Annotated in this window: 19 protein-coding genes and 2 CRISPR repeat arrays; of the genes, 13 read left to right on the top strand and 6 right to left on the bottom strand. The window is 35.6% G+C overall.

The window, feature by feature from the left end; translation table 11 throughout:
* From WKU33_RS17475 to mgtE, 6 genes are all read left to right on the top strand, one after another.
* Positions 1–492: amidohydrolase family protein (locus WKU33_RS17475; RefSeq protein WP_340455802.1), on the top strand; the 492-nt coding region annotated here is incomplete at its 5' end.
* Between the two features lie 35 nt (positions 493–527).
* A complete protein-coding gene (locus tag WKU33_RS17480) occupies positions 528–992 on the top strand; it encodes a RidA family protein (protein WP_340455804.1) in 465 nt (154 codons plus the stop codon).
* A gap of 20 nt (positions 993–1,012) precedes the next feature.
* Positions 1,013–1,660: a bifunctional 4-hydroxy-2-oxoglutarate aldolase/2-dehydro-3-deoxy-phosphogluconate aldolase gene (locus WKU33_RS17485; RefSeq protein WP_340455806.1), complete on the top strand. Its 648-nt coding sequence runs from the start codon at positions 1,013–1,015 to the stop codon at positions 1,658–1,660.
* Positions 1,653–2,603 carry a sugar kinase gene (locus tag WKU33_RS17490; protein WP_340455807.1) on the top strand — a complete coding sequence of 317 codons (951 nt, stop codon included), beginning with the start codon at positions 1,653–1,655 and terminating at the stop codon, positions 2,601–2,603. The genes WKU33_RS17485 and WKU33_RS17490 overlap by 8 nt, the downstream gene beginning before the upstream one ends.
* Positions 2,604–2,636: 33 nt before the next feature.
* Positions 2,637–4,133 carry a sodium:solute symporter family protein gene (locus WKU33_RS17495; protein WP_340455811.1) on the top strand — a complete coding sequence of 499 codons (1,497 nt, stop codon included), beginning with the start codon at positions 2,637–2,639 and terminating at the stop codon, positions 4,131–4,133.
* A gap of 925 nt (positions 4,134–5,058) precedes the next feature.
* A complete protein-coding gene (mgtE, locus tag WKU33_RS17500; RefSeq protein ID WP_340455813.1) occupies positions 5,059–6,420 on the top strand; it encodes a magnesium transporter in 1,362 nt (453 codons plus the stop codon).
* Positions 6,421–6,508: 88 nt separating this feature from the next.
* Here the strand turns inward: mgtE and WKU33_RS17505 are convergent, their stop codons facing one another.
* The gene (locus tag WKU33_RS17505) at positions 6,509–6,709 is read right to left on the bottom strand and encodes a DUF2188 domain-containing protein (protein ID WP_340455815.1); all 201 of its coding nucleotides are present in this window, start codon (positions 6,707–6,709) and stop codon (positions 6,509–6,511) included.
* Between the two features lie 561 nt (positions 6,710–7,270).
* Between WKU33_RS17505 and WKU33_RS17510 the strand changes: the two genes are divergently transcribed.
* Positions 7,271–8,227, top strand: a complete 957-nt coding sequence (locus WKU33_RS17510; protein WP_340455816.1) for an STM3941 family protein — start codon at positions 7,271–7,273, stop codon at positions 8,225–8,227.
* Positions 8,228–8,965: 738 nt separating this feature from the next.
* A CRISPR array of direct repeats spans positions 8,966–11,216; the repeat unit is 33 nt; unit sequence ATTTCAATCCACACTCCCCATACAGGGAGTGAC.
* Between the two features lie 604 nt (positions 11,217–11,820).
* Here WKU33_RS17510 and murQ read toward each other — a convergent pair.
* The 5 genes from murQ to WKU33_RS17535 all read right to left on the bottom strand — a co-directional run bounded on the left by murQ (position 11,821) and on the right by WKU33_RS17535 (position 16,337).
* On the bottom strand, positions 11,821–12,726 hold the full coding sequence (gene murQ, locus WKU33_RS17515; protein ID WP_336252301.1) for an N-acetylmuramic acid 6-phosphate etherase: 906 nt from the start codon (positions 12,724–12,726) through the stop codon (positions 11,821–11,823).
* An 86-nt stretch (positions 12,727–12,812) separates the two neighbouring features.
* Positions 12,813–13,994, bottom strand: a complete 1,182-nt coding sequence (gene anmK / locus WKU33_RS17520; protein WP_336252305.1) for an anhydro-N-acetylmuramic acid kinase AnmK — start codon at positions 13,992–13,994, stop codon at positions 12,813–12,815.
* A 6-nt stretch (positions 13,995–14,000) separates the two neighbouring features.
* Positions 14,001–14,900 carry a BadF/BadG/BcrA/BcrD ATPase family protein gene (locus tag WKU33_RS17525; protein ID WP_336252300.1) on the bottom strand — a complete coding sequence of 300 codons (900 nt, stop codon included), beginning with the start codon at positions 14,898–14,900 and terminating at the stop codon, positions 14,001–14,003.
* A gap of 10 nt (positions 14,901–14,910) precedes the next feature.
* Positions 14,911–15,999, bottom strand: a complete 1,089-nt coding sequence (locus tag WKU33_RS17530; protein ID WP_336252299.1) for a DUF871 domain-containing protein — start codon at positions 15,997–15,999, stop codon at positions 14,911–14,913.
* 11 nt (positions 16,000–16,010) lie between these two features.
* Positions 16,011–16,337 (bottom strand): PTS lactose/cellobiose transporter subunit IIA, encoded by a 327-nt coding sequence (locus WKU33_RS17535; RefSeq protein ID WP_336252298.1) that lies wholly within the window; start codon positions 16,335–16,337, stop codon positions 16,011–16,013.
* 158 nt (positions 16,338–16,495) lie between these two features.
* Between WKU33_RS17535 and WKU33_RS17540 the strand changes: the two genes are divergently transcribed.
* The 6 genes from WKU33_RS17540 to nagB all read left to right on the top strand — a co-directional run bounded on the left by WKU33_RS17540 (position 16,496) and on the right by nagB (position 21,771).
* Positions 16,496–17,341 carry a MurR/RpiR family transcriptional regulator gene (locus tag WKU33_RS17540; RefSeq protein WP_336252297.1) on the top strand — a complete coding sequence of 282 codons (846 nt, stop codon included), beginning with the start codon at positions 16,496–16,498 and terminating at the stop codon, positions 17,339–17,341.
* Positions 17,342–17,364: 23 nt separating this feature from the next.
* Positions 17,365–17,670, top strand: coding sequence for a PTS sugar transporter subunit IIB (locus WKU33_RS17545; protein WP_336252296.1), 306 nt, complete (start codon positions 17,365–17,367; stop codon positions 17,668–17,670).
* Between the two features lie 29 nt (positions 17,671–17,699).
* Positions 17,700–18,974: a PTS sugar transporter subunit IIC gene (locus WKU33_RS17550; protein WP_340455820.1), complete on the top strand. Its 1,275-nt coding sequence runs from the start codon at positions 17,700–17,702 to the stop codon at positions 18,972–18,974.
* Between the two features lie 163 nt (positions 18,975–19,137).
* A complete protein-coding gene (locus WKU33_RS17555) occupies positions 19,138–19,443 on the top strand; it encodes a hypothetical protein (RefSeq protein ID WP_340455822.1) in 306 nt (101 codons plus the stop codon).
* Positions 19,436–20,764, top strand: coding sequence for a 6-phospho-beta-glucosidase (locus tag WKU33_RS17560; protein WP_340455824.1), 1,329 nt, complete (start codon positions 19,436–19,438; stop codon positions 20,762–20,764). The genes WKU33_RS17555 and WKU33_RS17560 overlap by 8 nt, the downstream gene beginning before the upstream one ends.
* Positions 20,765–21,045: 281 nt before the next feature.
* Positions 21,046–21,771, top strand: coding sequence for a glucosamine-6-phosphate deaminase (gene nagB, locus WKU33_RS17565; protein WP_340455826.1), 726 nt, complete (start codon positions 21,046–21,048; stop codon positions 21,769–21,771).
* Positions 21,772–22,310: 539 nt separating this feature from the next.
* Positions 22,311–23,136: direct repeats of the CRISPR family, unit length 32 nt; unit sequence ATTTCAATCCACACTCCCATACAGGGAGTGAC.
* Positions 23,137–23,840 lie beyond the last annotated feature (704 nt).

Below are 23,840 nucleotides of genomic sequence, written 5' to 3' on the forward strand. Positions count from 1 at the left end.
ACTGCATTAGAATTACTACTTCAAGAAGAAGGCAATGTCTCTATTGTGTATTATCATATGTCAAGTAAAGATATAGAAAAGGTTATTAAATGGGAGTATTCACTTATTATTTCCGATAGTTTAGGCTGTGAAGTTGGGAAGCCGCATCCTAGGACGTATGGTTCATTTCCGCGGATTTTCTCTAAATATGTCAAGAAAACTAAAACATTAACTCTAGAACAGGCAGTGAGAAAAGTAACTTCATTTCCTGCACAACGATTTAAATTAGGGAAAAGAGGACTTCTTACTCCGGGATACAAAGCAGATATTACCATATTTAATCAAGAAACTATCAATGATCTAGCAACTTATGATAATCCAATACAATATCCTAATGGAATATCCAATGTATTTGTTAATGGAGTAAAAGTGATTGAACATAAAGAAAATTTAAAAGTATCTAATGGAGAAATGATTAAAGCAAGTCAACTATTGTGTAACTGTGGAAAATAACATGTTCATCAAAAGTTATAAGGGGAGGACTAAAAATGAGTCAAATAGAAAAAAGGTTAGAGGAATTAGGAATTACATTAGATAACCCACCGCAACCGGCAGCAGAGTATATACCAGCAAAGATCGTAAACAATTTAGTTTATACATCAGGAAATGATTGTAGAAAGAATGGTGAATTAATACTTAAGGGGAAAGTCGGAAGGGATTTAACAATAGAAGAGGGATACGTAGCAGCTCGACAAGTTATGATAAATTTATTAAGTGTATTACAAGGAGAAATAGGAAATCTTGATCGAGTAAAACAAGTAGTAAAATTACTTGGTTTTGTGAATTCAGCGGATGGGTTTGTTGAACAGCCATATGTCATTAATGGGGCATCGGAACTTCTGGTGCAAGTATTTGGGGATAAAGGAAGACACGCCAGATCTGCAATTTCATCGAATGAATTACCATTTAATACTCCAGTTGAAATTGAAATGATTGTGGAAATAGAAAACTAAAATTTTGGGGGAATATCACTTTGAATTTGATTAATAAACTATTAGACGAGAAAATTATTGCAATATTGAGAAATGTGGCGCCGGATAAAGTTTTATCCACAGTTCAAGCACTTACTAATGGAGGAATTAAACTATTAGAAATTACAATGAATAGTGAAAGAGCGTTAGATACTATTCACTCCGTTCGAAATATCCACAATCCAGATGATGTATTTATAGGAGCAGGGACCGTGTTAAATAAAAAGATGGCCAAAGAGGCAGTGGAAGCGGGCGCACAATTCTTAATTTCGCCTAATCTTGATACATCGGTAATAAGTTATGCAAACGAACAAAATATAGATGTTTGGCCGGGGGTAATGACCCCTACTGAAATGGTTAATGCTTGGGAGGCTGGTGCGAGGGCAGTTAAACTCTTTCCTGCTGAACATTTAGGAGTTCAATATATTAAGGATATAAGAGCCCCATTAGATAGTATACCGATAATTGCAACAGGGGGAATAGATATAAATAACATTGAAACGTACTTTAAAGCTGGAGTTAGTGCAGTCGGCCTAGGAGGGCAATTGGTACAACAGAAATTAATAGAAAATAATAAATTTGATGATTTGGAAAAATTAGCTGATCAGTTTATAAAAACAATATCTTACGGAGGGATCCAATATGATTGATATTGTAACGATTGGCGAAACAATGGTTTTGTTTTACCCTTTTGAAGACAGACCATTAAAATATACTTCTTTGTTTTCAAAATCAATTGCAGGTGCTGAGTCCAATGTAGCCATTGGGTTATCCCGTTTAGGCAAAAAAACCAGATGGATTGGGAGACTTGGTGAAGACCCTTTTGGAGATATAATTATCTCTATGTTAACTAGTGAAAATATTGATCTTTCCAAGGTAATGCGAGACGAATCTAATTTTACTTCTGTATTTTTTAAGGATTCGAACCGATATGGTGATCCAGAGGTCTTTTATTACAGAAAGGGTTCTGCATCTAGTAAATGGGAACCAAAACATGTACAAAGTGACTGGTTTGAAGATTCCAAGATACTTCATATGAGTGGAATAACTCCAGCTTTAGGAATTAATACATTGGCGTTTACTAGAGAGTGTATGGAAGTTGCTAAGTCTCTTGGTTTAACCGTTTCTTTCGACCCTAACATTCGGTATAAACTATGGACAGAAGAAAATGCTAGAGATGCGTTATTAAGTCTAGTCCCTTTATGTGATATTTTCTTGCCAGGTATAGAGGAAGCGAAGTTTTTACTAGGAGATAAACCTGTTGAACAGTTAGCAAAGGAATTTATTAATTTAGGACTTCAAACAGTAGCAATAAAACTTGGGAAAGATGGAGCATTTGGAATGAGTGAAAATGGTGAAACTTATACTGTAAGAGGTGAAAAAGTAAGTAACATTGTCGATACAGTCGGTGCTGGCGATGCATTTGCAACTGGTTTCCTTTCGATTGTTGCTGATGATCCCACTAATTTCTCGTTAAAGGAAGCGCTCACACTAGGGAATAAACTAGGTTCTATCGTCATTCGAGAAAAGGGTGACTGGGAAACACTACCCTCATTAGAGTTGTTAGAGGATACACCAATAAAAAGTAGATAAATAACATTATTAATATCAAAAGGAGTGATTAACTTGATTCAAAATGATCAAGGTATATATTTAGGAGTATTTATCGCTTTTATATTATTTTTGATACTAGTTGGGATCGGTGTTTCACGAAAAGTAAAAAACGGAGAAGACTTTTTAATGGGTGGGAGGGGCTTATCCCTACCATTATTAGTTGGAACTTCAGTAGCTACATTAGTTGGAACCGGCTCAAGTATGGGGGCAGTGGGATTCACTTATAGTAACGGCTGGGGAGGTGCTTTATATGGAATAGGTGGTTCCATCGGTTTGTTCTTACTCTTGTACCTTTTTGCAGATGTACGTAAATATAATTTTGTTACTTATTCAGAGGAAATGAGTTTTTATTACGGTGCAAATAAACTAATTAAAGGACTTACATCTATTTTATTATATATTGCCTCAATAGGTTGGCTCGGTGCACATATTTTAGGAGGAAGTCTATACTTAACATGGATAACAGGCCTAGATCCTATCATTTCCAAAATACTAACTGCTTGTGGATTTGCAATTTTTACAATCATAGGAGGTTATCTGGCTGTTGTTATTACAGACACAATACAGGGAGTTATATTGTTTCTAGGTTTTATCATGCTTACAATTCTTTCAGTGATGAAAATCGGGGGCTTTTCAGAAATGAGTAATCAATTACCTTCAGAAATGTTATCGTTTCTAGGGGTTGATAAAATGGGGATAATTCCAGCCCTATCTTTAGCAATAGTTATCGCAGTTGGAGTTTTAGCAACACCTTCTTATCGGCATCGAATTTATTCAAGTTCAAGTATATCTGTCATTAAGAAAGGATTTCTAATATCTGGAATACTATTTGCGATATTTTCTCTATTCCCTTCTATTATTGGGATGGCGGCATATATAATGAACCCTGATTTAGAATCAGGTTATGCATTTCCATATTTAGCTACGGAGGTTTTCCCTGTATGGATTGGAGCAATAATTCTAACGTCAGGATTAAGCGCTACTATGTCTTCGGGAAGTTCTGATTACATTGCAGGTGTAGCTATTTTATTAGAGGATATATATCCCGTATTCAAGGGAAAAAGCCCTAAAAAAGAGGATATGGTAAAGTATTCTCGCATTGGATTGGTGCTAACTTTAATAATTGCATTTTTATTTACACTTGGTTCGTCTGGTATCATAGAATATATTTCTAACTTTGTTTCAACTGTGATGTCTGGGCTATTCGTTGCAACTGTTCTAGGTAAATTTTGGCCTCGTGCAACTTGGCAAGGTGGAATTGCATCGATTATTGGTGGATCAGTAGTTTCTTTTACTATTTTATTTAATGAAGGTCTACAAACATATTGGGGAAATCCAATTATCCCATCTTTGATAGGAGCATTAATATTAGGGATAATTGTCAGCCTAATAACACCTAAGAATAAGGTATCAAAAGAAGAAGCTAATAAAATCTTAGAAAAAGAACGTGCCGTTACTAATGAGTCTTCTGCAAATAATAATGACACTAATAATCAAGTTGTTATGTGAAATATGTAAGCATAGGGACGTTGTGGCAAATGTTGTGGGGAATACTAGTTTTATTATGTTGCATTTCTTATATTCGTTTGTTCCTCGTACTCTATCTGATGTTGTCAGAAAAGTGATTCAGATTTATTTTTGTTCGGATCACTATTTTTTTACAATAATTTTTCATAGGTAAAATTAGTTGCTGTTATAAAACCGCTACATGAATATAGTAAAAATAAGTTGGTATCTCGGATAATTGGATAAAATAAAAGATCGCGTGGATAGGAACTTTAAAATTAACAACAACAGAGCAGCATGGAAATCACATGTCTTAGGAGTCAATATATATTTAGCGGAGCGATGTCCAGAAAATTATCGGAAAGAGATGGGGCATTGATGTTTACCGTCTAAGCCCTTCCATAAAAAATTAGAACCCTTATAAGACCCGCAAAACAACAGAAAAAACTCGAATCCAATTAAATGTACAACAATAATAGCTTTAACTATCCTGGTGATTCATGTCACTGGGTTTTTTTATGTCTAGGAAATGATTAAAGTTATTTGCCACGTCCAGCTCAGCGCCGAGTCGCTAACAATGATCACACTACTCCATTGCGATAAACATCCTTTTTTCACTGCTTACTGGCTTAAAGTGCGACGCCTGTCGGAATGCTTATCTTAGCAGGTCCTATGCGCTGTTCTAGATATAAAGACATGGTATAAATTATAAATTTATCTTAGATAGATTAGTACATCACTTTCTTCATAACATATTAATTGACGTTTCATCCCCTCTGCCTCTGGTAAACGCAATTAAAAACGTGTGAGAATTTTAAAAAAGGGTAGTTGAAAAAGGGAACGAGAAACCTTTTTATCGGTGTAATTGAATAAGGAGGCAAGAGCCGGCTACATAATTCAGGAATTGGGTTTGTGAGGAGGAGAGCTTATGTTTCGATTAGATAAAGAAAATAGAGAAAGATATACGAAAAATATAATAAAAGCTTTAAATGAAAATGATAAAGAAGAGTTTCGTGAAAGCTATTTAGAACTTCACCCATCCGATCAAGTAGATATTTTTATTACGTTGGATAAAGAGGGACGGGAAAGAGTGTACATGTTTTTAGAGCCTAAAGAGTTTGCGGTCATCTTCTCTAACTTGTATTTTATTCATCAGCAAGTTTGTATCGAAGAATTGTCGGATGAATATTCCTCGAAAATGTTAAATAATATGTTTACAGATGATACGGTAAATTTTTTGAAACGGATTAATCAAGAGGAAGCAAAGCATATTTTGGATAATATGGAAAAGGAAAAAGCAGAGAAAATCCAGATGATTCTAGATTATGATTTGGAAACCGCTGGATCCGTGATGACTTATGAATATATCACCGCTTTTCCTGAAGAAACCGCAGAAAACGTGTTAAACAAAATAAGGAGAGAAGGCTCTGATGCTGAAATTGTTTACTATACGTATGTAATAGATAGGAAAGGTTATTTAATGGGAGTTGTCACTTTAAAAAAATTAATTATATCTGACCCCAATGATGCGGTCAGAGATATTATGCATAAACATATTGTATCTATTCCGGCAGACATGGGACAAGAAGATGTCGGGAAAATTGTTCAGAAATATGACTTATTGGCAGTTCCCGTCGTAACAGAGCAAAATCACCTACTGGGAATAATTACAGTGGATGACGTTATGGACATAATTGAACTGCAAACGACTAAAAGCTTTGGTGAATTCTCAACTGTAAAAGATGCAACGGAAACAGATACGAGTGCTTTTACAGCAGCAAAAAAACGTGCTCCTTGGATCGTTTTTCTCATGTTTGCTGGTCTGATCACAAGTGGAGTTATCGGACAATTTGAAGAAACGTTGGAATCCGTTGTCGTCCTAGCAGCTTTTATGCCGATGTTGATGGATTCGGGAGGAAACGTCGGAACTCAATCATTAGCAGTTTCTGTTAGAGGACTTGCACTTGGAACTATAGACGTAAAAGATCTGTGGCGAATGATTAGAAAAGAATTTTCAACAGGTTTTTTAATCGGATTTATTTGTATGGTGCTCATTTCCATCTTGATTCTCATTTTTTATGGAAATATCATGCTAGGGGTAGTTGTTGGGCTATCCATTCTTGTTACATTAAGTATATCGGCGGTAATCGGGTTAACTTTCCCACTAATTCTTAATAAATTAAAATTTGATCCCGCTATTGCTTCAGGTCCATTTATAACGACGATTAATGATATTATCGCATTAATGATTTACTTTTCAATAGCTACGACATTTATGAATTATTTATAGAACGGAAATCGATGGCTTTTATAACTTTAAACTGAGAAATGAATGAAAAAGTGGCACTTCAATTTTACTGTTAAGTGCCACTCATTCGTTATTGGAAGGTTATTTCATCTACTACATCATGTTCCATATTTAAAATTTGAAACGTGCTTGGTCTATTTTCTCTAGCTAATTTTTCTGCAGCCTCAATTGCCTCTTCTTCAGCGTTATATTGTTCTTCTGTTGCTATATTCTCAAGTTTTACCAACCAGCCTATTGCATTCGGATTCGGAACGATACTATACATATTCATGCTGTCAGCTCCTTTTCATGATTTTCCTTGGTTAGAAATATTGAAACGTGCTGACCAATAGAGAAGGAAAGCGTATTGATAGAACCAATTTAGTCACAGATGAGAGTGCTTGTTCTTTTCCTTAATAAGGCTCTGAAACTTGACCTAATGTTTGGGATAGTAGAGATTATTATAGGGAGTGTTGTTGGAGGGGAAGTTACTTACAACTTTCCCTTTAATGATACTTGGTTCTTACGCTTGGGCAATATTGTGTATTAATCGTACATAAAAAAACTGAAATGATAGTGATGTTTATTGAAACTAGGATAGGTTCTAGAAATAGTTCATTAAATGATATAATGGTGTTAAAAAATAAAAAGGTGGTGTATAGAATGGTTGCCAACCCTGAAGTACTAATAGGCTAATTGACTTTATTCACGAAGAAGGTACGGCTGAGGTATATGACTTTGCTGCTTATTTAAATATGAAACGGGAAAGTGGAGTCATTGATCAAATGGACTTAGATATTTTTTCTAAGGATAAGGAGCTCATTTGTATTTCTAATTGTAAGGAGTTTTTAATTTGGAAGAAAAAAATAAAATAGAGTTTTATCATTCAAAAGGGATGCTTTTTCTCGGAATCATTTTTTCATTATTACTTGTCGCTTTTGGCACTTTAATGCTGTATATCGCATATACAGAAGAATCGATACTAATTATCGCTTTGGCGTTGTTTATTATTATTTTATTTAGTTTCTTTGGCGTTGCGAATATATTGAAAATGATCCGAGGTTATCCTTATATTACGATAACAGATGAATATCTTCAATTGGATTCGTTTACGAAAAGTGAAGTAACTATTTATTTTACGGATATTGACTACATAAAGGTATCTGAAGTTTCATTTCAAAGAATCTTCGAGATTGTTTTAGATGACGAGGATGATTATTTTTATCAACTGTCTTTTCATAATAAAATGAGATTATTTATGAATCGACTAACTGGATTCTCTCTATTCACGATTAACGTAAAAGCCGTTCGAAAACGAGAACGCACAGCATTATTAAAGATGTTAGATCTCATTATGCAACAAAAACGAAACGGCGAAGCTCCAATCATTGAAACCGCACATAAACAATATGACGAAACGGATTTTATAGAAAAGTACAATCCAACCCCGCCAATCAATCGATCCATCAATCGTTCATACTTTTTGAAATCTTACGGGTACGGGTTTATCATCTTTGCTGTATCGTTTATATTCTTTTATTTACTTATTAGCAGAAATGATGATTATTTATTTTATATTATCGTAAGCTTGATTCTATACCCCTTTGCGAAAGTGTTAATCGATTGGTTGTTCGGGTTTAAGTTAAGACATAAATTAGATAAGCAAAAAGGTTTTACTTATTATATTGAAAGTTTAATATATATGTTTGACTTTTTATTATTCCATGTTAGTTTTTTTATTGCTCCTATTGGAATATTATTCTTATTGATACGTTTTATCGTTATTCGGATAAAAGGTTCCGGTGATTGAAAATAAATTATTGATAGGATAAATGAGAGGCAGATGTTAAAGTCGATATTGAATAGTCTATATCTAGATCACTTGATGAAGTACAGCAAATTAGAGAAGGCAAGTTGCCCAAGCGTTCCTCAAAAGATATGATTGCAAGAGTTAGAGAAAAGTTAAGTGAAGAACAATAATTTTTATAGGGTAATGGAAGTCGAGGGATTTGAAAAAGAATTAAAATTGCAAGGAATTATCCGTCTTCCATTGATTTAGTAGTAAGTTTATTTGAAAGGTTTGAAGAAGGAAATATCGAGGGCGATAATATACGCGGACTAAAATTAAAGGATAAAGTATTTAAAACTAGATTGAAAACCCCGATGCCAATAAAGGTAAAAGTGGGGGATTTAGAGTTATTTGGTATTTAGTAACTTCTAACAATGAAATATACTCACTTACAATGTATTCCAAAAATGAGCAAGATGATATACCAAATAGAGAAATAATATCCTTAATTAGCAAAAGAGAATGCAATCTAGTATAAACAACTTTTAACACTAGATAATTTTGTGACTAGTTTAAATCCCCCTTATTGTTGGTAGTAAAGACATCATATACCAACAATAAGGGGTGTTAATGTTGACTTTAAATAGATTTGCAACAGGGACATTAAGTTGGATGTTTTTGCCTGATTCATGAATTGTAATACATTACTCCCATACAGGGAGTGACATCTGCACTTACTAAATAGATTGTATCTCTCCTATTTCAATCCACACTCCCAATATAGGGAGTGACCCAGATAATTAACATAAGTGTCCAACCTATTAGATTTCAATCCACACTCCCAATACAGGGAGTGACTTGCCAAAGCGAATTGGTGACGGAATAAGAAATGCATTTCAATCCACACTCCCAATACAGGGAGTGACGGAAATCACAACAGGCGATGTCCTCAAGATAAACGAATTCAATCCACACTCCCAATACAGGGAGTGACGCATATAAATGTATAAGCATATACGGGATGTTGGATTTCAATCCACACTCCCCATACAGGGAGTGACCTGCAACCCGGCAAGCCCATATCATTGGTTTAAAATTTCAATCCACACTCCCCATACAAGGAGTGACTTGTAATCGAAATCCATAAGTATTATTGCATCTGTATTTCAATCCACACTCCCCATACAGGGAGTGACGTAACGTATCGCGATAAGCTACATGCAGAAGTGATATTTCAATCCACACTCCCCATACAGGGAGTGACGTAAAAACGTGACGTCACGTGACGGTCACGCAACAATTTCAATCCACACTCCCCATACAGGGAGTGACCAAAAGGCATAAACGATTCGAATTCGCACCAAAATTTCAATCCACACTCCCCATACAGGGAGTGACGAAAAGTCCAGTAAGGGCGCAAACGCTAATATCGATTTCAATCCACACTCCCCATACAGGGAGTGACAAATAACGAATGTCTCTAATACGTCTAATGCCGTATTTCAATCCACACTCCCCATACAGGGAGTGACTCCTTTATTCTCTTATGGGCTTCTCCCCATTCAATTTCAATCCACACTCCCCATACAGGGAGTGACTCCGTATGAATCAGCGACAAATTGATTATTACGAATTTCAATCCACACTCCCCATACAGGGAGTGACCGTGATAAAGTTGATTTAGTTGATTACAATGAGAATTTCAATCCACACTCCCCATACAGGGAGTGACAGCACTCTCTTGATATGACGTTACGTGAATTGCTATTTCAATCCACACTCCCCATACAGGGAGTGACAGCACTCTCTTGATATGACGTTACGTGAATTGCTATTTCAATCCACACTCCCCATACAGGGAGTGACTTGCTTTTCGTTTACCTGTTCCTTAACCGCTTCATATTTCAATCCACACTCCCCATACAGGGAGTGACAACTCACCTCTCTTCCTCATTGGCTCATGAAAAAATTTCAATCCACACTCCCCATACAGGGAGTGACGTGTTATCTTGTATTTAACGTCGAAAAAGAAAGGAATTTCAATCCACACTCCCCATACAGGGAGTGACTTGCTACGTCGAGTAGTTGACGGATTTACGCAGATTTCAATCCACACTCCCCATACAGGGAGTGACCCATTACCTCAACCCCTCACCTAATTAATTATTAAATTTCAATCCACACTCCCCATACAGGGAGTGACTTTCGATGGTGTCATCATGGGGTTGAGGATGGATGATTTCAATCCACACTCCCCATACAGGGAGTGACGGGAGAAACATTTCTTTCCCCGGCAAGCCAAGGCATTTCAATCCACACTCCCCATACAGGGAGTGACCAATTGGGCTTTAAGAAAAATAAAGCAATTAAAAATTTCAATCCACACTCCCCATACAGGGAGTGACTAATGATAGTGATTTTCTTGAATCAGTGAGTAATATTTCAATCCACACTCCCCATACAGGGAGTGACTGCTACTGCCTTACCGTTTGGGGTATACCTAAGCATTTCAATCCACACTCCCCATACAGGGAGTGACTAAGGATGATCAACAAGCTAATTGGGCTTTAAGATTTCAATCCACACTCCCCATACAGGGAGTGACAATTGTTATTTGGCGGAGGCGCTGACACAGGTCTATTTCAATCCACACTCCCCATACAGGGAGTGACGAGAAACAGTGGTTCCTGCGTTTCCTGATTTTGAAATTTCAATCCACACTCCCCATACAGGGAGTGACGCTTTAGAAGTTACACAAGCAACGATGAAAAGTATTTCAATCCACACTCCCCATACAGGGAGTGACAGAGATAGGAGGTGAAAAAAATGTCTAATAAAAAAATTTCAATCCACACTCCCCATACAGGGAGTGACAGAGATAGGAGGTGAAAAAAATGTCTAATAAAAAAATTTCAATCCACACTCCCCATACAGGGAGTGACTTTATCAAAAACACTTCGGTCATTATCCTCACCTAATTTCAATCCACACTCCCCATACAGGGAGTGACTGCGAGATATTGACAAAAACATCTCTAGATCACTATATGTTGTATCGTATCATCTTCACTATCTGTAAAACAAGTTAAAAACAGAAAGTATCCATGTTAATAGAAAGTTTTATGTGCGAATCTCCCAGGGAAATCATGGGCACTTCAGGTTCGCACGTTTTAATTAACGTTTTCCAATAATTTCAATGCCCATTACTACCTGAATATTGTTTAACTTGTAGAACCTATTATTGGATGTGAAGACTGACATAAAAGCGGGGTTTTGATGTAGGTTATGAGATAGATAAAACCTGGAAAAGTCTTACTGCGAGGTTTCTATATGTTTAAGAGAGTCTTACGTCCCTGTTGAAGATACAATCTTTTTAAATGTATCAATATAAAACACAAAGGTTCGAAAATCTACCATGTTAGAATAACATTTCTACAGTTAGAGCGAATTTTATAGGGCATATACATTTACCTTTTACATTATAATTAAAAGTACTAAAGGTTTAAACACCTGGCTGCGGAGTTTGGAGTGCAGGATTTGGAAGTTAAGGTGAAGATGTACCTAGATTTCAACAAGTACTCTAGGTACATCTTTTACCTGCTTGAATTAAATATATTAATGATTTAAATCGTTCAGCGCTTTAACAAAGTTATCCTTATGTTTAGCCAAAATGGTTTGGGCATCCTTTAGATTTATATCAAATAATAACATTAAGATCGCAACCTTGACATTACCATTGGCATCATCATTTGCCTTTTGTGCGATTGTTTCATCAACTCCTGTAATATCTTGGATAATATTAATCGCGCGTTTTCGTAACTTTTGATTACTTGCTTGAACATTTATCATTAAATTTTTATATACTTTACCTGTTCGAATCATAGTGGCTGTAGATAACATATTTAGTACCATTTTTTGTGCGGTTCCAGCTTTTAATCGAGTTGACCCCGTAACAATTTCCGCTCCTACAGGTAGTTCAATGGGAATATCAACAGATTTTGATAATTCAGTATCCACATTACAAGAGATACCTATAGTTGGAACTCCTATTTCCGTTGCTTTTCGAATTGCTCCTAAAACATATGGTGTTCTGCCGCTTGAAGCAATACCTACAACTACATCATGTTTCGTAACGTTTTTACTGACGTCAGAAATCCCTAACTCAAAACGATCCTCTGCATTCTCAACCGCTTTTCTTAGAGCAATGTCTCCTCCTGCAATGGTGCCTTGTATAAGTTCCGGAGAAACACCAAACGTAGGTGGGCATTCAGATGCGTCTAATACACCTAATCTCCCACTTGTACCAGCACCAAAATAGATGACCCGGCCATCGTTTTCAATTGCATGAACTATAGTATTAACTGCTTTCTCAATTTGTGGTAACGCCTCTGTTACTACATCAGCAATTTTTTTGTCTTGCTCATTCATTAGCCGAATAATTTCCAACGTTGAAAGTTCATGAAGATTCTCTGACTCAGCATTTTTCATCTCCGTTAATAATTGCTCGTTTTCCTTCGACATTATTGTCCCTCCTTCTATTAAGTATTCGACATGATTCTAAATGTTTAAATGCTCTTGATTTGGGACAACTTATCTTCCGGTACACTTTACGATAAACCTACCTTTTTAAAAATATGTTTATGATCTCCATAGGGCGGAAAGGTAATTTGTCCAAGTATAACTGGCTCTTTAGCTCCAGTGGCACTTGGAACATTCGCTTTTTGCTGATGAATGGACTCGTTAGCAAGAATTGCAAAACCAATAGCCTCTTTTTCATCAGTTGTCATGCCGAACTGATCAACTACAAAAACTTGTTTGTCAGGCAATAGTTGTTTAATCGTTTGCAATAATGTTCTATTATGGGCACCCCCACCACTTAAAATAATATCTTCTATTTGGGATGTAGGGAAAATAAATTTGTTATACGCATCAACTATTGAATAAGCTGTAAAGTAAGTAGCCGTAGCTATCAAATCTTCTTTTGGTAGATGATGATATGACTTTAAAACTTTTTTTGTATATTCTCGACCAAACTCTTCTCTCCCAGTTGATTTTGGAGGCTTTAAACTGAAATAATCATGATTCATCCATTTAAACACAATGTCTTTGTGGACTTTTCCCTTTGAAGCTATCTGGCCACCCTTATCATAAGAAATATCGAAAAGATTCCTGCATAACTCATCAATAATCATATTTCCAGGTCCGGTATCAAAAGCATATACATCCTTTAATTGAGCATTTTTTTCGATAACTGTACAATTGCCTATTCCACCTATATTCTGCAAAATTCTGCCCTTCGTTGCATCATTAAATAATAGCCAGTCTATATACGGAATTAATGGAGCACCTTCTCCGCCTGCAGCGATATCCATTGTTCTGAAGTTTGATATTACCATTGTGTTTGTTTCATATGCAATAACTGATGGGTCACCGATTTGTAATGTTGATTTAGCTAATGGAAAATTTGCCTGTGGAATATGATATAACGTTTGACCATGTGACCCAATCAGATCTAATTCTTCTAAAGGAATATTTGCTTTTTTACAAACTTGTTTAACTGCATCGGTAAAAATAGTAGCCATTTTAAAGTTTAAACTACAGATTTGTTCTATGTTAGATGTTTTATTATCCATTGATGATAATAACTCTTGTTTTATTGATTCATTATAAGGTAATGATATACTCTCCATTACTTCTGCTCTTGTATTTCTCCCAAAACCTTCAATCCTAACAAGGGATGCATCAATTCCGTCTAAGGAAGTTCCAGACATGAGCCCTACAACCAACATGCTCATTTAATTCTCCTCCATTCTACTTTTCCAAGCAGGAAGAGCTCCAACAACTACTGGTTTATCATTAAAAATGGGTGAGATGTCGACTGAATGTTGACGTAGTTTATTTATAAAGCACGTTTGAACTATTTCATTTTTCTCTAATAAACTACCTCTACAACCGATTTTTATCGGTGATTTTAATTTTAGTCTCTTAATAAGTTGCAAAGTTTGGCTTGCTAATTTTTCTCCTGCTAGTTCTAATATATTCAAAGCATGTTCATTCTCGTCTTTCGCTAGTTTGTAAATAAAATAAGCAATTTCTGCTATTTCTGCTTTAGAAGAGGAATAAACAAATTCTTTTATGTGTGATGAATGGTATAATTTGTATTCGGAAGCTAATGACTTTGAAAAAGCCGTTTGAATGCCCCCTTGGTCTATTTCATATATTATTAATTTTAATGCATGTAAACCAATATCATAAGAACTGCCTTGATCACCTAATAAATGTCCCCATCCGCCGACAGTGAAGATATCCGAATTGTTTTTTCCTAAAAAAACTGAACCTGTTCCTGCTATTGCCAAAATACCATTGCTATTTCCCAAAGTGGAATAATAGGCAAGTTCTGCATCGTTCAATAACAGGATTGGCAATTGAAATTCATTATTCAAATATTCTTCGAGGAGCAGTTTCAGATTACCTTTTTCAATACCAGCAACCCCCATAACAATGAATTCGCAATACTTACCATGTTCGCTTTTTAAACAAGCTTTAACAGCTTCTCTTATATTCTCTCTTGCGTCTGTGTAGTTCACTGTTACATTGCCCGGACCATTTATCATTTCAAATATTATATTTTCATTGCTGTCTACAATTGCCGCATGAGTTTTAGTTCCGCCTGCATCAAGTCCGATATGATACATTTCTTTTCACCTATTTCCATTTCGAAAAAGCAAATTTTTCCCATGGTTTTAGATAATCAATTAAAAATATTTCCTCTTCACGAATTCTTCCTACAACGTTTGTCTTTCCGGAGTTTTCCATATCTTTTAAGGCGATTTGCAATTCACCAGCATATTGTTTATATAATTCATTTTCTATGATAATATCTCCTCTTTTAATATCTCTTGTATTATGGGGTGAAAATGATTCACCTCTATATTTTACACGGCTTTGTGTTGAGCGAATCATATAATCAGATATATCTCCGCGATAAAAATGTGGCTCATCAAAAATGATTGTTTTCTCCAATTCACTAGCTTCATCGACTACTTCAACATTAAACGTGATTTTTTCCTTGTTAATTGTACTTAAAAGTATTAACTCTTCTTCTGATGCGTATGCATTGCTTATTATGACATCGTCAATTAAATCCGTTGCAAATAAGTGTTTTGCTTGCACATCAATAGGCAAGTTTCTATGCATTTCTAGAGTAGGCAATCCTTCAATAATTGGCCAAGGTCCAAAAGTTGCGCTATTTGAAGAAACAAAAGCTGCCGTTCTTAATCCATTATTTTTAAACTTTTCACTACACTCTATAAAGAAATTATAGGACAGTCCAGAATAACGATGTGGATAAAAGTTGTGACAACCTATTAACTTATTGCGATTAGGCTGATAGCTGAGTATGTTTTCAAGATATTTTGTCGAATTACTCATATTGATTTCAATACTTAAGTCGTATGGATTGTACGTCATTAATGATTCTTCATTACCTGTAAAACCAAGATCTAGGCGAATACCATCAACTTCTAAATTTTTAAAGAATGATAAGTCATTGTAAGAAATGCCTAGTTCGTCAAATATTCGTGGATTGATATCGCAAATTACTTCCATATCAAGTTGTTTCGCATAATGGATTGTTTCTTTGAAATTTGCTAAAATCTGTTCTTTGTTCCCTTCGACAGATAGTAAACACGTAAAAATTTTTTTAAATCCGTATTGCTTTGCTAGCTGTATATAATTTTTATCCTCTTCAACTATCGAATGGTTTGGATAAATAGATATTCCAAGTTTCCTCATAGTTAAGCCTCCTAATTGACTTTTTCTTCTAAGAAACTAATTTTTTTAAGCATCTTAATCATTTGCTCAATTAATGAAATCTCACTAATGGATGTCATTAAATGATCCTGTGCGTGTACGAGTAATAATGACATTTTGACATTTTCTCCGTTAATATCTGCCTGAATAAGTTTTGTTTGTGTATTATGTGCTTTATTCAATGTTTCGTTCGCATTCTCCATCTTCTTATAGGCTTGTTCAAATTGATTTTCATGGGCCAACTCGAGAGCTTCATAAGCTATTGCTTTTGCATCTCCACCGTTTGAAATAATATTAAAAATTTCTAACTCCATATCCATATAAAACCCCTCCTAAATTTCTTTAACTTAAAGATACCACAAATGAAATTAAATTTTATGGAATTTAATCATTTTCTTGATTATTAATTTCATTTATCTTATAATACAATCAAATGGAAACCCTTTCAAATAAAAACTAATTAAAAGGAGCAAGCTATTTGTATATTTTAGAAATGATCGAGAAACAAATGAGTTATTTTACAAAAACAGAGAGGCTTGTTGCTGAGCACATCATTAGTAAACCGCAACATGTTGTAAACTACACTACAAAACAATTATCTGCAAAATCTGGAACAAGTGAGGCGGCAGTAATTCGCTTCTGCAAACGTATCGGGATAAACAGTTTTAAAGATTTTAAAATTGAATTAGCAAAAGAGATAAGCCTTGAAAAACATGAAATATTATATGATTCCCCAATTCAATTTGAAGACACTACAGACGAAGTGATTGATAAGGTAATGAAAAAGTCGATAAAGGCACTGCAAACTACATCACAACTATTGTCTACACAACAATTGGATGAAGCCATCCAAGCTCTGTATTCGGCTAAGAGAATCTATTTATATGGTGCGGGGGGCTCATCTATTGTTGCACAAGACTTAACATTAAAATTGCTAAGAATTAATACGTCTGCTTTTCATCATGCAGATATACATGTACAAATGATGAATGCAGCAAATATGGATGAGCGCGATGTTTTATTTGTTGTCAGTACTTCTGGAACAACAAAAGAAGTACTACAATTAATTGATTTAGCAATAGCTAAGAATGCGAAAACTATTCTACTTACACAGCAAAGAAAGTCACAGGCAAGAAGTAAAGCAGATATAATTCTCGATATATCATTAGAAGAAGAGAATATTAGAATCGGCACTATGAGTGCTAGAATTGCTGAGCTAGCTGTAGTCGATGCTTTATTCATAGGTTTATGTATTAAAATGGGTGATTCAGTTTATAACCACATTTTTAGTACACACCATGTAGTATCACGAATAAAAAAATAAATCTACTTGAAGGGGGTGAAAACATGAAAGTACTATTTGTATGCTCTGGTGGGATGTCTAGTGCGATTGTTGTTAACGCCTTAAAAAAAGAAGCCGAGAAACATGGACAAGAGATTGAGGTTAAAGCAATTGGATCTAGTGAAGTATCAATGGAGCTTGAAAATGATTGGGATGTAGTTATGGTTGCACCACAGATAAGGCATCGCTTTGATAATATAAAAAATGAAGCAGATGAAGCTGGTGTGCCATGTGGTGCAATCCCACCTCAAGGTTATACACCATTGGGTGGACCAATTTTATTTAAAGCGTTGAACGAGTTGGTTAATTAGCACTACATGTATGAGAGGAGTTAATTACAATGGGGAAATTTACTGTCTTCCTTGAAAAGAAAGTCTCTAGTCCGATGGCCAGATTAGCTGAACAAAGACATCTTTTAGCTATTCGAGATGGTGTTATTTCATCCTTGCCATTTATTATTGTGGGTTCATTCTTTTTACTAATAGCATCCCCACCTTTACCTGAAGCATGGGCAATTACTCAATGGGCAACTGAACATGCCGCTGAAATTCTAATTCCTTACCGGATGACGATGTTTATTATGTCCCTATATGTTGCATTCGGTATAGGGTACAATTTAGCAAAGTCGTATAAAGTTGACCCTTTGTCAGGTGCACAAATCGCAGTTGCATCCTTATTACTTACGATTACTCCAACTGTAATTGAAGAGTTAGGCTTTGTATTGCCTATGCAATATCTTGGCGGAAGTGGACTTTTTGTCACAATAATCGTATCTATTATATCTGTTGAAATCTTTAGGATATGTAAACAAAAGGAAATTACGATAAAACTTCCAGAGGCTGTACCTGCATCTGTTAGTAGATCATTTGAAGCACTTATTCCCGTTGCCATTGTGATAGTTCTAATGACTATTATTACGGTAGTTATGGGAATAAATTTACATGTAGTTATCGAGAAACTTGTTGCACCTATTATTACAGCTGGTGATAGTTTATTAGGTGTTTTAGTACCAGTATTTTTAATTACATTCTTTTGGTCCTTTGGAATTCACGGCGTTTCTGTTGTAGGTTCAGTTGCCCGTCCTGTATGGGAGGTTTATTTATTAAATAACGCTGAGGCAGCATCTGCTGGTGCAAGTAGTCTTCCTCATGTGGCCCCCGAGCCGTTGTATCAATGGTTTATTTGGGTAGGCGGCTCTGGTGCGACATTAGGCCTTGTAATTGTTATGTTAATATTTTCTAGATCAAAGTATTTAAAAAATTTGGGGAGAACAGTAAGCATACCTAGTCTATTTAATATTAATGAACCTGTTATGTTCGGATTGCCAATTGTTTTAAACCCAATATTAATTATACCGTTTATTGTTACACCTTTAGTACTTACAATTGTTTCTTATTTAGCAACATCTCTTGGTTTAGTATCACCTACGTTTATAAAAGCACCATGGACACTACCAGCACCAATTGGGGCCTATTTAGCAACTGGAGGGGACTGGCGTTCTATTATATTGGTTCTGATAAACATTGCAATTTCTGTAGTTATATACTTTCCATTCTTTAAGATTTATGATAAAAAAATGCATGCTTTAGAACAAGGGGAAGATACAATTTCATAAAATTATAGGGAGGTTGGGACAAAACTATTTTAACATGATGAAATCCGAACGAATCTGCTAACTACCGCTGAGAATATGGCGGTTGTTAAAGATGAGAATTGTTCAAATTTCACCATAAGTTAAAGTTATATCTCAACCTCTGTTTATTAAGGAGGAGTGTATCATGAAGGAATCGAGATTGATACCTCATATTAGCTTTAAAGGTGTTTTCATTTTTATATTTATTCTATTTATCGGAATGTTGATTATCCCTATCCCACTGCGATATTTTCATCTATCTGAATCATTAAGTTATTTTATTAGTGCTGGAGTTTCAGCTTTTATAGGGATGAGTATTGTACTTACAAAAGTAGATGGAAAATCAGAAGATAAAATCCATTTTAAAAAGAGAATACTGATTGCACTAATTATCGGATTTTCAACTAGTGCATTAATGACATTTGTATTTGGAGGAGACATTCTTGAATAATAACCAGATTAAACTAGTGACAATAGGTGGTGGTTCAAGTTACACACCCGAATTCGTTGAAGGTTTAATTAACAGATATCATGAACTGCCTGTTAAAGAGTTATGGTTAGTTGATATAGAATCAGGGAAAGAGAAACTAGAAATTGTTGGGAACTTGGCAAAGAGAATGGTTAAAAAAGCAAACATACCAATGAAAATATATTTAACACTAAATCGAAAAGAAGCATTGAAAGGTGCTGACTTCATTACGACTCAAATACGAGTTGGTCTCTTAGATGCTAGAATTAAAGATGAACGTATACCTCTTAAACATGGTATGATTGGACAAGAAACAAATGGAGCAGGCGGCTTGTTTAAAGCACTTCGCACTATCCCTGTTTTATTAGATATCGTTAACGAAATGACCGAGTTATGTCCTAATGCATGGCTAATTAATTTTACTAATCCTGCAGGCATAATCACTGAAGCCGTAGTAAAACACAGTAAACATAAAAAAGTAATCGGGGTATGTAATGTACCGATTAATATGAAAATGAGCATTGCAAAACTATTGGATGTATCTGCAGATCAAATACAAATTGTTTTTGGTGGATTAAATCATATGTCATACGGTCTTGATGTATATGTAAATGGTGAATCGAGATTAGACGATGTAATTAAATTGCTAACAGATCAAGAAAATCAATTGACAATGAAAAATATAATTCCTCTTCCATGGGAAAATGAATTTATTAAAGCGTTAAAAATAGTTCCAAGCCCTTATCATCGTTATTATTATAAAACAAAAGAAATTTTGCAGAATGAATTAGAAGGGTTTAGGGGCGGCAAAACCCGTGCAGAAGTAGTTAAACAGCTAGAAGACGAATTGTTTGAACTTTATAATGATCCGAATTTAAATGTAAAACCCCCACAACTTGAAAAAAGAGGGGGAGCTTACTATAGTGATGCAGCGTGTAACTTAATATCCTCTATTTATAACGATAGGTGCGACGTTCAGACATTAAATGTTTTAAATCAAGGTGCCATTACGAATCTTCCTAATGACACAGTAGTTGAAGTTAACTGTATGGTTACGAAGCAAGGACCTGTGCCGCTGACAGTTGGAGAGCTTCCTCATGCTGTAAATGGTTTAGTACAGCAAATAAAATCATTTGAATTGACAGCTATAGAAGCTGCGGTAACTGGTTCTTATGAACAAGCTTTATTGGCACTTTGCATAAACCCACTTATAACAAGTGATGAAGACGCTAGGATAATATTAGATGAAATGTTAGAAGCACATAGGGATTACTTGCCCCAATTTTTCAATCAACAAACATAGAATATATCTTTAACCTATATATAATACGAGAAATTCCTGTATCGAAGAATTTATAATTTTATTTTAGGATTTGGATAAATATATCCGATAACGGTAATGACTTTGCTCATGCTGGTAATGGAAACTTTCATATGGTATTAATAAAGGAATTGGTGGGTGGGGAAGTGTGGTTGTAAATTTCCTACTAACTGATGAAATACATAACCTCAATATACGATTTGCCACAATGGAACTAACTTCATCATTGTTGGGGTAATTTTATAGGCAAAGGAGATAAACCAATGAACATTATGAGGGTAAGAGACTATAACCAGATGAGCGAAAAAGCAACGGAGTTTCTCGTTAATCGCATTAACTCGTTGGAAAACCCAGTTCTCGGTTTAGCAACTGGTTCAACAACAGAAGGACTTTATCAGCGCTTGATTGAAAAGTATAGTCAAGGGGAAATATCGTTTAAACATGTTACAACATTTAATTTAGATGAATATGTAGGTTTGGAACAAAGCGACCCAAAAAGCTATTATTATTTCATGAATGAAAGGTTATTTCGCCACGTAGATATTTCAATGGATCGTGTTCATATTCCGAATGGAGCAGCTTCGGACCTGAAAAAAGAATGTGAAGCGTATGAAAATGCAATTGCACAAGCTGGTGGAGTAGATGTTCAAGTGTTGGGAATCGGCGCCAACGGACATATTGGTTTCAATGAGCCGGGAACACCTTTTTCTAGTAAGACAGATGTCGTTGACTTGGATAAATCTACTATTCAAGCAAATGCGAGATTTTTTAATTCAATAGAGGAAGTTCCGACACAGGCAGTCTCTATGGGAATCGAAACTATTATGAACAGTAAAGAAATTCTTTTAGTTGTTTCGGGTGATACAAAAGCAGATGCAATGGCAAAATTGCTGGAAGGAGAAATATCCGAGGACTTTCCTGCTTCCATTTTGAACAAGCATGACAGTGTAACGGTTATTGTTGATGAGGCGGCATTAGCCGGTTCATAAAAAGTGATTATTTTACTTTGCGTTCAAGCGATACAGCCAATCAAGCTAACCCACCTAATAAGTCCCAATTTTAACCATCTTCAGATCCAATATCGTGTAGTTCGTTGGACGCCAAGTATACACAGTTGATGATGCGGTAGGAGAACTGATAGGAATTATGAGATGGGGCCGTAATAGATTAGGGGTTATATTAATTTTTCTTGATAGATTTTCAACAACATGATGGCATGAATATTTTACTTATTATTTTAGACTAGTACATTATAGTGCGCGGGATTCGTAAAAAATAACTGAGCAAGAGTGACATGATACATTTAAACGTAGTCAGCATAAAAAGACGAAAAGAATCCTATTTTGATCTTTTCGTCTTTTCAGCCGCGTCATACGGTGAGCAATACGTTATTTCTTTCAAATCACACTCCCATATAGGGAGTGACGGCAATCCATCTTCCTGTTTAGCAGTATAGATTTATTTCAATCCACACTCCCCATACAGGGAGTGACCTATCTTCGTATATAACCTCCCCAAACTCTTTAAAATTTCAATCCACACTCCCATACAGGGAGTGACAGATTACCGGAGAAATTAGTGTTTTTCAAGGACGATTTCAATCCACACTCCCATACAGGGAGTGACTCCAGTAGAAGCCGAAACAGTGCGTACGATTTTTATTTCAATCCACACTCCCATACAGGGAGTGACTTTTTATCCTGCTCATTCTTCAATTTCTGCACTTATTTCAATCCACACTCCCATACAGGGAGTGACAGTGCTAGAGGTCCATAAGTATTATGCCATTTGTATTTCAATCCACACTCCCATACAGGGAGTGACTGTTTTTTCTAAGCAAGTACGAAACTCTATACAAATTTCAATCCACACTCCCATACAGGGAGTGACTTCAGCTACAACCGCACTATCGCCAACATAGATTATTTCAATCCACACTCCCATACAGGGAGTGACGGATGCGCTTGATTGGCTTATCAATCGTGTGGAGATTTCAATCCACACTCCCATACAGGGAGTGACCGCTCACATTAGGTGTAATTACCGTAGAATTAGCATTTCAATCCACACTCCCATACAGGGAGTGACTTTGATACGTTGGGCGGATTGTTAGGTTTCACTCGATTTCAATCCACACTCCCATACAGGGAGTGACTAGTTACTCCGTGCCTATCTGTCGCGCTGACCGTATTTCAATCCACACTCCCATACAGGGAGTGACGCTCATACACGTTATATGTCCGAAGTAATCTCCGGATTTCAATCCACACTCCCATACAGGGAGTGACTTACCGTTGTATGTTGATGTTTCATTCTTTACAAATTTCAATCCACACTCCCATACAGGGAGTGACCGCGAGATATTGACATAAACATCTTTAACTTACTATATGTAGTATCGTATCACCTTCACTATCCATAGAACAAGTTAAAAATCAGAAAATCCCCGTATTAATATAAAACTTTATGTGCGAACCTCCTGGGGAATTCATGGGCGCTTCAGGTTCGCGCGTTTTAATTAATGTTTTCCACTAATTTGAGCGTCTGTAAATAATGGAGGTTTTGAAACCTATAGAATTCAATATTGAAATAGAAGATTATAAAAGTTGAGGTTCTGATATAGGTTATAAGATAGATAAACATGTGAAAATCTTACTGCGTGGTTTTTCCATGTTTAAGTAAGCCTTTCGTTTCTTTTGAAGAGTAAACTTCCTGATACAAATTTTTTAACTGTATCGATAAAAACATAAAAATTCGTGAGTCCACCATGCTGATATCTAGGTACTACTATTTAGATATTCACAAAATATCACGGTAATCAACCACTTTATTATGGGGAATTCAATAAATTATAAATGAAGTCCAGGATAAAGAACGTTTCGGGAGTGAGTATAAAATAGACACCCCACCCAGAATATATAGATGGGAGTCTATTTCGCCCCTATTTTAATTATGTTTTTTAAAAGGGTTTCTCAAATACGGAAATGGATTAACAAAATTTTATAATAAGTTAGTAGTGGTACATTGATTACCAGGAAACCAATGGATACAGTGTCAC

The sequence above is a fragment of the Oceanobacillus sp. HCA-5259 genome, from assembly GCF_037892815.1.
Taxonomy (GTDB): Bacteria; Bacillota; Bacilli; order Bacillales; family Amphibacillaceae; genus Oceanobacillus; species Oceanobacillus indicireducens.